Raw genomic sequence first — 10,492 nt, forward strand, 5'->3', positions numbered from 1 at the left:
GCGACACTCGCGCACCACACAGCACCCGAGCCGCGCGACACAACCGCACAGCCCGTCCGTCCGTCCGCCCGTCATCCACCCTCACCCTCACCTCACCCGACGAAACCCCGTCCGCGCACCACCGGGAACAGCCCGGTCGTGCCGTTGGTAACACGTGCCACCACGCGGCCTCCACCCTCGTACCACCCCATCGGCCGGGACCGGCACACTCCCGCGCGCGCCCGCCGACCGGTCACCCCGGCGGACCGCGCCCCCGTACCGCACGAGCCCCCCCACACGTACCAGACGCACGCCGTTCAGCATCGCGTCCCGCGCACGACGCGCCCCCGCGCCCGCGCGGCGGCCGTACCCGCCGAGGGGATTAGCCATGGCACCAGAACCGCCCTTGCTCACCATGTCCGGGATCACCAAGTCGTTCCCCGGCGTCCGCGCGCTCGACGGCGTGGACCTGGAGGTCGCGGCCGGTGAGGTCCACTGCCTCCTCGGCCAGAACGGCGCGGGCAAGTCCACCCTGATCAAGGTGCTCGCCGGGGTCCACCAGCCCGACGACGGCACCATCACCTGGCGCGGCGACGCCGTCCGGCTGCGCTCCCCGATCGCCGCCATGCGGCTCGGTATCGCCACCATCTACCAGGAACTCGACCTGGTCGAGGGCCTGTCCGTGGCCGAGAACGTCCACCTCGGACACGAACCCACCGCCGCCGGGTTCGTGATCAGAGGCGGTGTGGCCAGGACCGCCACCGCCCGACTGCTCCAGCGCCTGGGCCATCCGGAGATCGACCCGGCCGCCCCGGTCGGCCGGCTCTCCGCCGCCCAGCAGCAGATCGTCTCCATGGCCCGCGCGCTCTCCCACGACGTACGCCTGATCGTGATGGACGAGCCGTCCGCCGCCCTCGACCCGGACGAGGTCGCCAACCTCTTCCGGATCGTCGCCGACCTCACCGCCGACGGCGTCGCGGTCGTCTACATCTCGCACCGTCTTGAGGAGATCCGCCGGATCGGCGACCGGGTCACCGTCCTCAAGGACGGCCGGGCCGTCGCCGGGGGACTGCCCGCCGAATCGACCCCGACGAACGAGGTCGTCGCCCTGATGACCGGCCGCAAGGTCGAGTACGTCTTCCCGCCCAGGCCCGAGACCCCCGCCCCGGCCGGCGCCGAACCCGTGCTGCGGGTCGAAGGGCTCACCCGGGCCGGTGAGTTCGCCCCCGTCGACCTCGAACTGCGCCCCGGGGAGATCGTCGGCCTCGCCGGACTCGTCGGCTCGGGCCGCTCCGAGATCCTGGAGACGATCTACGGGGCCCGGAAGCCCGACGCCGGACGCGTCCTGGTCGAAGGACGCCCCCTGCGCCCCGGCAGCGTCCGGGCCGCCGTCACCGCCGGGATCGGCCTCGCCCCCGAGGAGCGCAAGGCCCAGGGCCTGCTGCTGACCGAGTCCGTCACCCGTAACGTCTCCGTCTCCACACTCTCCCGGTTCGCCCGCGCCGGCTGGATCGACAGGACCGCCGAACGCGCCGCCGCCCATCGGGCCGTCAAAGAGCTGTCCCTGCGCCCCGACAACCCGGACGTCCCCGTCCGTACCCTCTCCGGCGGCAACCAGCAGAAGGCCGTCCTCGCCCGCTGGCTGCTCCGCGGCTGCCGGGTCCTGCTCCTCGACGAGCCCACCCGGGGCGTCGACGTCGGCGCGCGGGCCGAGCTGTACGCCGTGATCCGGCGGCTGGCCGACGAGGGCCTCGCCGTACTCCTCGTCTCCAGTGAAGTGCCCGAGGTGCTGGGTCTCGCCGATCGCGTACTGGTGCTGCGCGAGGGCAGCGTCGTGCACACGGCCGACGCCCGCGACCTCGACGAACACCGAGTCCTCGATCTCGTGATGGAAGGAAACCCGACGGCATGACGCAGCCCGCATCCGCGGCGCGCCAGGACGCGCCGAGCCTCGTGAAGACACCACCGCCCGCGAAGAAGGGTTCCGGGCCGGCCGCCGGGCTGCGGCTCGACATCCGCAACCTCTCCCTCCTCGGCGTCCTCGCCGCCCTGATCGTCGTCGGCGGCACCACCAAGCCGGACGAGTTCCTCGCCATCAGCAATCTCCAACTGGTCCTCACCCAGGCGTCGATCATCGGTGTGGTCACCGTCGGTATGACATTCGTGATCACCAGCGGCGGGATCGACCTCTCCGTCGGCGCGATGGTGGCCCTGGCCTCCGTCTGGGCGACCACCGTCGCCACCCAGGAGTACGGCTTCGCGGGCATCCTCTTCACCGCGATCGCCGTCGGACTCGGCGCCGGACTCGTCAACGGGCTGCTCATCGCCTACGGCGGACTCGTCCCGTTCATCGCCACCATCGCGATGCTCGCCTCCGCCCGCGGCCTCGCCCTGGAGATCACCGACGGCAAGACTCAGATCGTCACCGTCGAATCCGTCCTCGACCTGGGCGTCAAGGACGCCTATGTGCTGGGGATCCCACCGCTGGTGCTGATCTTCGCCGCGGTCGTGGTGATCGGCTGGCTGGTGCTCAACCGGACCACGTTCGGCCGCCGCACCTTCGCCGTCGGCGGCAATCCCGAGGCCGCCAGGCTCGCCGGGATCGACGTCCGCCGCCAGCGGCTCTATCTCTATCTGCTCTCCGGACTGTGCTGCGGCATCGCCGCGTTCATGCTGGTCGTGCTCTCCGGCTCGGGCCAGAACACCAACGGCAACCTGTACGAGCTGGACGCCATCGCCGCGGCCATCATCGGCGGCACCCTGCTCAGCGGCGGTCGCGGCACCATCGTCGGCTCCGTACTCGGGGTCCTGATCTTCACCACGATCACCAACATTTTCGCCCTCAACAACCTGGAGACCGCCGTCCAGCAGATCGCCAAGGGGGCGATCATCGTCGTCGCGGTCCTGATCCAGCACCAGACCCTGCGCCGCCGCGGCGAGACCTGACCGGTCCCCGGCGCGCCCGCCCGTACCCCGTCTCCCGTACTCCGTCTCCCGTCTTCCGGCTTTCGTACCAACCCACCCTCACCACCCGCCCAGCCGAAGGGTCTGATCCGCCATGCCCGAATTCTCCGTACCGTCCCGCAGAGGACTCCTGTTCGGAACGGCCGCCGTCTCGGCCGGTGCCCTGCTCACCGGCTGTACCAGCAACGAGCCGGCCAAGAAGGAGTCCAACCCGGCCCCGGCCAACGCGCCCGTCGCCGACGACAAGCCGGGCAAGGCCGTGACCATCGGCTTCGCAGGCCCCCAGGCCGACCACGGCTGGCTCAACGCCATCAACGACAACGCCAAGGAACGGGCGAAGAAGTACGCCGACGTCACCCTGGAGATCACCGAGGGCTCCAACGACACCGCCGCCCAGATCGGCCAGGTGCAGACCCTCATCAACAAGAAGGTCGACGTCCTCGTCATCCTCCCCGCCGACGGCAAGGCCATGACCCGGATCGGTCTGGAGGCCATGAAGGCGGGCATCCCCGTCGTCAATCTGGACCGGGTCTTCGCCTCGCCCCAGGCGTACCGCTGCTGGATCGGCGGCGACAACTACGGCATGGGCCTCAACGCCGGGAACTACATCGGCGAGCGGCTCAAGGACAAGCCGAACGCCAAGGTCGTCGAGCTGGCCGGGGTGGACAACCTCGAACTCACCAAGCAGCGCACCCAGGGCTTCGACGACGCCCTGAAGAACTACCCCAACATCAAGAAGGTGGCCCGCCAGGCCGCCGACTTCACCGTCGAGTCGGGCCAGGCCAAGATGGCCCAGCTGCTCCAGGCCCAGTCCGACTTCGACGCCCTGTGGAACCACGACGACGACCAGGGCGTGGGCGCGCTGCGCGCCATCGCCCAGGCCGGGCGCAAGGACTTCATCATGGTCGGCGGCGCCGGGGCCAAGTCCGCCATGGACGCCATCAAGGCCGACAACAGCGTGCTGAAGGCGACCGTCCTCTACCCGCCGACGATGTCGGCGTCCGCCATCGACATCGCCCGCGCGGTGGCCCAGGGCAAGGGGGTGGGCGGGATGGCCGAGATGGAGATCCCGGCCTCGATCACCCTCTACTCCGCGGTCGTCACCAAGGACAACGTCGACCAGTACCTGCCCACCGGCTTCATCTGACCGGGCCGGCCCCATCGAGCAGAGCCGTTATCGCGACGAGGAGGAAATCCGTATGGAACACCAGGCCGCCGGGGACCCCGAGGGCGCCCCGCCGACGCTCGGCGTCGGCATGGTCGGATACGCGTTCATGGGCGCCGCCCACTCCCAGGGCTGGCGCAATGTGAGCCGCGTCTTCGACCTGCCGATCCGGCCGGTGCTCGCCGCGATCGCCGGACGCGATCCGTCCGGGGTCCGGGCCGCCGCCGAACGGCACGGCTGGGCGGCGGCGGAGACCGACTGGCGCGCCCTGATCGCCCGGGACGACGTCCACCTCGTCGACGTCTGCACGCCGGGCGACTCCCATGCGGAGATCGCGATCGCCGCCCTGGAGGCGGGCAAGCACGTGCTCTGCGAGAAGCCGCTGGCGAACTCGGTCGCGGAGGCGGAGGCCATGGCGGTGGCGGCCGAGGCCGCCGCCGCCCGCGGCCAGCTCGCCATGGTGGGCTTCAACTACCGGCGGGTCCCGGCCGTCGCCTACGCCCGCAGGCTGCTCGCCGAAGGACGGCTCGGGACCCTGCGCCATCTGCGGTTCACCTATCTCCAGGACTGGCTGGTCGACCCGGAGGTCCCGCTGACCTGGCGGCTGCGGAAGGAGCAGGCCGGCTCGGGGGCGCTCGGCGACCTCGGCGCCCATATCGTCGATCTGGCCCAGTATCTGGCGGGGGAGCGACTGGTCGGGGTGTCGGCGCTGTCCGAGACTTTTGTACGGGAACGCCCGCTGCTCGCGGGCGTGGCCACCGGCCCCCCGGGCGGCGGGTCCGGCGGCGCGGCGGGCCAGGAGCCCGCCCGCGGCGAGGTCACCGTGGACGACGCGGCGCTCTTCAACGGCCGGCTCGCGTCCGGGGCGCTGGCCTCCTTCGAGGCCACCCGGATGGCCGCGGGCCGCAAGAACGCCCTGCGGTTCGAGATCAACGGCGAGCTGGGGTCCCTCTCCTTCGATCTCGAACGCCTCAACGAACTGTTCTTCCACGACCACACGGAGCCCGCGGCCTCCGCCGGGTTCAAGCGCATCCTGGTCACCGAGGCCGACCACCCCTATCTGGCGGCGTGGTGGCCGCCGGGTCACGGTCTCGGCTACGAGCACTCCTTCACCCACCAGGCCCGGGACCTCGTCGAGGCGCTCGCGACCGGCACCGTACCCTCGCCGTCGTTCGCCGAGGGGCTCCAGGTGCAGCGGGTGCTGGCGGCCGTGGCGCGCAGCGCCGAGAACGACGCGGTCTACACCCCGGTGTGACCGGGCCGGGCCGGTCCGCCGGTCACGAGACGACGGCGGCGGGCGGCCGGGGCCGCCCCGCCGTTCCCCCGAGGATCAGGAAGGTCAGGACACCCTCATGCCACGTCCGTTCACGCTCTTCACCGGCCAGTGGGCCGATCTGCCGCTGGAGGAGGTGTGCCGGCTCGCCCGCGACTTCGGCTACGACGGGCTGGAGCTCGCCTGCTGGGGCGACCACTTCGAGGTCGACAAGGCGCTCGCCGACCCCGCGTACATCGAGGGCCGGCGCGCCCTGCTCGACCGGTACGGGCTCAAGTGCTGGGCGATCTCCAACCATCTGGTGGGCCAGGCCGTCTGCGATCACCCCATCGACGAGCGGCACCGCAATATCGTGCCCGCCCGGATCTGGGGCGACGGCGATCCCGAGGGTGTGAGGCGGCGGGCGGCGGCCGAGCTGAAGGACACCGCGCGGGCCGCGGCGGCCTTCGGTGTCGACACCGTCGTCGGCTTCACGGGCTCGTCGATCTGGTATCTGGTGGCGATGTTCCCGCCCGTCCCCGAGTCGATGATCGACCGGGGGTACGAGGACTTCGCGGAGCGCTGGAACCCGATTCTGGACGTCTTCGACGCCGAGGGGGTCCGGTTCGCCCACGAAGTCCATCCGAGTGAGATCGCCTACGACTACTGGACCACGCGCCGGGCCCTGGAGGCGGTCGACCACCGTCCGGCCTTCGGGCTCAACTTCGATCCCAGCCACTTCGTCTGGCAGGACCTGGACCCGGTCGGCTTCCTCTACGACTTCCGGGACCGGATCTACCACGTCGACTGCAAGGAGGCGCGGAAGCGGCTCGACGGCCGCAACGGGCGTCTCGGCTCGCATCTGCCGTGGGGCGATCCCCGGCGCGGCTGGGACTTCGTTTCGGCCGGACACGGCGACGTGCCGTGGGAGGACGTCTTCCGGATGCTGCGGTCGATCGGCTACGAAGGACCGGTCTCGGTGGAGTGGGAGGACGCGGGCATGGACCGGCTGACCGGCGCTCCGCAAGCGCTTACCGCCCTGAAGCGGTTCGATTTCGAGCCGCCCGCCGCCTCCTTCGACTCCGCTTTCGGCAGCGGCGACTGACCCGTCGCCGAGGGCGTCACCGCAGGTGAGCCCGGAGGTCATGGCCCGGCGGCCGATATCGCCGCCGGGTCGGTCCGAGCTGCCCTCATCCCCCTTTGTCCTGCGGTGGGGAAAAGTTGAAGTTCCCCGCCGCACAAGGGCTTTCCGTTCAGGACGAACCCGTCTACCGTCCCTGATGTGTACAGCCCCTAGGTGGTCCCCGGTGTGACGGCGCACTCCGGTTCCACGGTTTCCCGCCCGTACGACCGGTCCCTACCGGAGGAGATTCGTGCACCCGAAACGAAACAGACCACGAGCGCGCAGAGTGCTGGCGCTGCTGACCGGAGCCCTTCTCGCCGCGGGCTCCTTCACGGTCACCGCCCCGCAGCCCGCCTCGGCCGCCGCCCCGGCGGCGGCCGAGCCGGCCGCCGAGTCCTTCCAGCAGGTCACCCTGGCCAAGGGCGCCGCCGAGACCGGTGAGCCGATGTCCATGGCGGTACTGCCGGACCGGAGCGTGCTGCACACCTCCCGCAACGGCGAGCTGCGGCTCACCGACTTCACGGGCGCCACCCGGATCGTCGGCAAGATCCCGGTCTACTCGCACGACGAGGAGGGGCTCCAGGGCATCGGCCTCGACCCCAAGTTCGCGCAGAACCGTTTCGTCTATCTCTATTACGCGCCCCCGATGAACACCCCCGCCGGTGACGCCCCCAATGAGGGCACCGCGGAGGAGTTCGCCAAGTGGGACGGGGTCAACCGGCTCTCCCGGTTCGTCCTGAAGACGGACGGCACCCTCGACACCGCGAGTGAGAAGAAGATCCTCGACGTCCCGGCCACCCGGGGCATCTGCTGCCACGTCGGCGGCGACATCGACTTCGACGCCCAGGGCAATCTCTGGCTCTCCACGGGCGACGACACCAACCCCTTCACCTCCGACGGCTACACCCCGATCGACGACCGGCCGGGCCGCAACCCCGCCTACGACGCCCGCCGCACCTCGGGCAACACCAACGACCTGCGCGGCAAGCTGCTGCGGATCAAGGTGAACGACGACGGGTCGTACACGGTCCCCGACGGCAACCTGTTCGAGCCGGGGACACCCAAGACCCGGCCCGAGATCTACGCCATGGGCTTCCGCAACCCGTTCCGGTTCAGCGTCGACCAGAAGACGGGCGTCGCGTACGTCGGCGACTACGGGCCCGACGCGGCCTCCGCCGACCCCAAGCGGGGCCCGGCCGGAGCCGTCGGCTTCGTCAAGGTCGACAAGCCCGGGAACTTCGGCTGGCCGTTCTGCAACACCTTCAACCAGCCCTACGTCGACTGGGACTTCGCCACCAAGCAGCCCGGCGCCACCTTCGACTGCAAGGCGCCGAAGAACGACTCCCCGCACAACACGGGCCTGGTCGACCTGCCGCCCGCGCAGAAGGCGTGGATCCCGTACGACGGCGGCTCGGTCCCCGAGTTCGGCACCGGCGGCGAGTCCCCGATGGGCGGCCCGGTCTACCGCTACGACCCGGACAACCCGTCCCCGGTGAAGTTCCCGGAGGCGTACGACGGCGACTACTTCGCCGGGGAGTTCGGGCGCCGCTGGATCAAGCGGGTCGAGCAGAACGCCGACGGCTCCGTCGCCAAGATCAATCCGTTCCCGTGGACCGGCACCCAGGTGATGGACATGCAGTTCGGCCCGGACGGGGCGCTGTACGTCCTCGACTACGGCACCGCCTGGTTCGGCGGCAACGAGCACTCCGCGCTCTACCGGATCGAGAACGCCACCGGCGGCCGCTCGCCGGCGGCCGAGGCCAAGGCGAACCGGACCTCCGGCAAGGCCCCGATGCGGGTCGCGTTCTCCTCGGCCGGGACCACCGACCCGGACGGCGACGCCCTCACCTACGCCTGGGACTTCGGTGACGGCGCCACCTCCACCGACCCGAACCCGACACACACCTACCGCAAGAACGGCACCTACACCGCGACCCTCACGGTCAAGGACCCGACCGGCCGGGTCGGCGGCGCGAGCGTCCGGGTCGTGGTCGGCAACACCGCGCCCAAGGTCGTCCTGGAGGCGCCCGCGGACGGAGCCCTCTTCTCCTTCGGCGACGAGGTCCCCTTCAAGGTGAAGGTCACCGACCCCGAGGACCAGGCGTCCGGGGGAGTGGACTGCTCCAAGGTGACCGTCAGCTACTTCCTGGGCCACGACAGCCACGCCCACAAGCTGACCAGCGCCAACGGCTGCTCCGGCACCATCAAGACGCCCGGTGACGGCGGCCACGACCCGAACGCCAATATCTACGGCGTCCTCGTCGCCGAGTACACCGACCGGGCCGCGGGCGGCCAGGAGGCGCTGTCCGCCAAGGACGAGCTCCAGCTCCAGCCGCGCCACCGGCAGGCCGAGCACTTCAGCGCCCAGTCCGGGATCCGCACCTACGACAAGCCCGCCGCCAACGGCGGCCGGACCGTCGGCGACATCGACAACGACGACTGGATCTCCTTCAAGCCCTACAACCTGGCCGGGTCCACCAAGCTCACCACCCGGATCTCCTCCGGCGGCGCGGGCGGCTTCCTCGAAGTCCGTACCGGCTCGCCGACCGGGAAGATCCTCGGCTCCGGGCCCATCCCGGTGACCGGCGGCTGGGAGGTCTTCCAGGACGTCGACATCCCCCTGCGGGCCGTCCCCAAGCAGTCCACGGAACTCTTCCTGGTCTTCAAGGGCGGCGCCGGTGCCCTCTACGACGTCGACGACTTCACCCTCTCCAACAGCCCGCCCGACCGGACCGCCAAGCGCGTCCTGGTCTTCTCCAAGACCGCCGGCTTCCGGCACGACTCCATACCCGCCGGGGTCGCGGCCCTGAAGGAACTCGGGAAGAGCAGCAACATCACCGTCGACTCCACCGAGTCCGCGGCCCAGTTCACCACCAGCAACCTGGCCCGCTACGACTCCGTGGTCTTCCTCTCCACCACCGGTGACGTCCTCGGCGCCGAGCAGCAGAAGGCGTTCGAGAACTACATCCGCACCGGCGGCGGCTACATGGGCGTCCACGCCGCGTCCGACACCGAGTACGACTGGAAGTTCTACGGCGGCCTCGTCGGCGCCTACTTCACCAGCCACCCGCAGATCCAGTCCGCGACCGTCAGGACCGAGGACCGGGGCCACCCCGCGACCAAGCACCTGGACGCCGAGTGGACCCGTACCGACGAGTGGTACAACTACGGCACCAACCCGCGCGACAAGGTGCGGGTACTCGCCACCCTCGACGAGACCACCTACCAGGGCGGCTCCATGAAGGGCGATCACCCGATCGCCTGGTGCCAGACCTACGAGGGCGGCCGGTCCTTCTACACCGGCGGCGGCCACACCAAGGAGTCGTACGCCGAGCCCGCCTTCCGCGAGCATCTGCTCGGCGGTCTGCGGACCACGTCCGGCCAGGTCAAGGCCGACTGCAAGCCCGCCAAGGGCGAGCGGACCATCTTCAACGGCAAGACCACCGAGGGCTGGAAGCAGGCCGGACCCGGGAAGTTCACCGTCGCCGACGGCGAACTGCGGTCCGAGGGCGGCATGGGCATGCTCTGGTACCAGGCCCGTGAGCTGAAGGCGTACAGCCTGAAGCTGGACTGGAAGCTCGCCGGCGACGACAACTCCGGCATCTTCGTGGGCTTCCCCGCGTCCGACGACCCCTGGTCGGCCGTGAACAAGGGCTACGAGATCCAGATCGACGCCACCGACACCCCGGCCCGCACCACGGGCTCCGTCTACGGCTTCAAGTCGGCCGACCTCAAGGCCCGCGACCGGGTCCTGCGGCCCCCCGGCCAGTGGAACACGTACGAGATCAAGGTCCAGGGCGAGCGGATCCAGCTCTTCCTCAACGGCGCCAAGATCAACGACTACACCAACACGGACCCGAACCGCAGTCTGAAGGACGGCCATATCGGGCTCCAGAACCACGGGGCCGACGACCAGGTGTCCTTCCGGAACATCACCCTCAAGGAGCTGCCCCAGTAGGGCAGGCCCCGCCGAGACGGCGGCGGGCGGGGAGGCGCCGTACCCCCCGCC

At 70.5% G+C, this 10,492-nt stretch carries 6 protein-coding genes; all 6 read left to right on the forward strand.

Annotated elements, in window-relative coordinates; all coding sequences use genetic code 11:
- Positions 1–367 precede the first annotated feature (367 nt).
- The gene (locus ACFXG1_RS21665; RefSeq protein ID WP_384717501.1) at positions 368–1,891 is read left to right on the forward strand and encodes a sugar ABC transporter ATP-binding protein; all 1,524 of its coding nucleotides are present in this window, start codon (positions 368–370) and stop codon (positions 1,889–1,891) included.
- Positions 1,888–2,925: an ABC transporter permease gene (locus ACFXG1_RS21670; RefSeq protein ID WP_384717504.1), complete on the forward strand. Its 1,038-nt coding sequence runs from the start codon at positions 1,888–1,890 to the stop codon at positions 2,923–2,925. The genes ACFXG1_RS21665 and ACFXG1_RS21670 overlap by 4 nt, the downstream gene beginning before the upstream one ends.
- A gap of 112 nt (positions 2,926–3,037) precedes the next feature.
- Positions 3,038–4,090 (forward strand): substrate-binding domain-containing protein, encoded by a 1,053-nt coding sequence (locus ACFXG1_RS21675; protein ID WP_384717507.1) that lies wholly within the window; start codon positions 3,038–3,040, stop codon positions 4,088–4,090.
- Positions 4,091–4,142: 52 nt separating this feature from the next.
- Positions 4,143–5,363 (forward strand): Gfo/Idh/MocA family protein, encoded by a 1,221-nt coding sequence (locus ACFXG1_RS21680; RefSeq protein ID WP_384744158.1) that lies wholly within the window; start codon positions 4,143–4,145, stop codon positions 5,361–5,363.
- A 97-nt stretch (positions 5,364–5,460) separates the two neighbouring features.
- Complete coding sequence (locus ACFXG1_RS21685) at positions 5,461–6,465, forward strand: sugar phosphate isomerase/epimerase family protein (protein ID WP_384744160.1); 1,005 nt, start codon at positions 5,461–5,463, stop codon at positions 6,463–6,465.
- A gap of 268 nt (positions 6,466–6,733) precedes the next feature.
- A complete protein-coding gene (locus ACFXG1_RS21690; protein WP_384744162.1) occupies positions 6,734–10,441 on the forward strand; it encodes a ThuA domain-containing protein in 3,708 nt (1,235 codons plus the stop codon).
- Positions 10,442–10,492: the final 51 nt, after the last annotated feature.

It is taken from the genome of Streptomyces sp. NPDC059248 (genome assembly GCF_042753905.1).
Lineage (GTDB): Bacteria > Actinomycetota > Actinomycetes > Streptomycetales > Streptomycetaceae > Streptomyces.

What these genes read in the sequence shown, in the direction of transcription:
- ACFXG1_RS21665 (WP_384717501.1), top strand. Translation starts at nt 368, where the DNA reads ATGGCACCAGAACCGCCCTTGCTCACCATGTCCGGGATCACCAAGTCG.
- ACFXG1_RS21670 (WP_384717504.1), top strand. Translation starts at nt 1,888, where the DNA reads ATGACGCAGCCCGCATCCGCGGCGCGCCAGGACGCGCCGAGCCTCGTG.
- ACFXG1_RS21675 (WP_384717507.1), top strand. Translation starts at nt 3,038, where the DNA reads ATGCCCGAATTCTCCGTACCGTCCCGCAGAGGACTCCTGTTCGGAACG.
- ACFXG1_RS21680 (WP_384744158.1), top strand. Translation starts at nt 4,143, where the DNA reads ATGGAACACCAGGCCGCCGGGGACCCCGAGGGCGCCCCGCCGACGCTC.
- ACFXG1_RS21685 (WP_384744160.1), top strand. Translation starts at nt 5,461, where the DNA reads ATGCCACGTCCGTTCACGCTCTTCACCGGCCAGTGGGCCGATCTGCCG.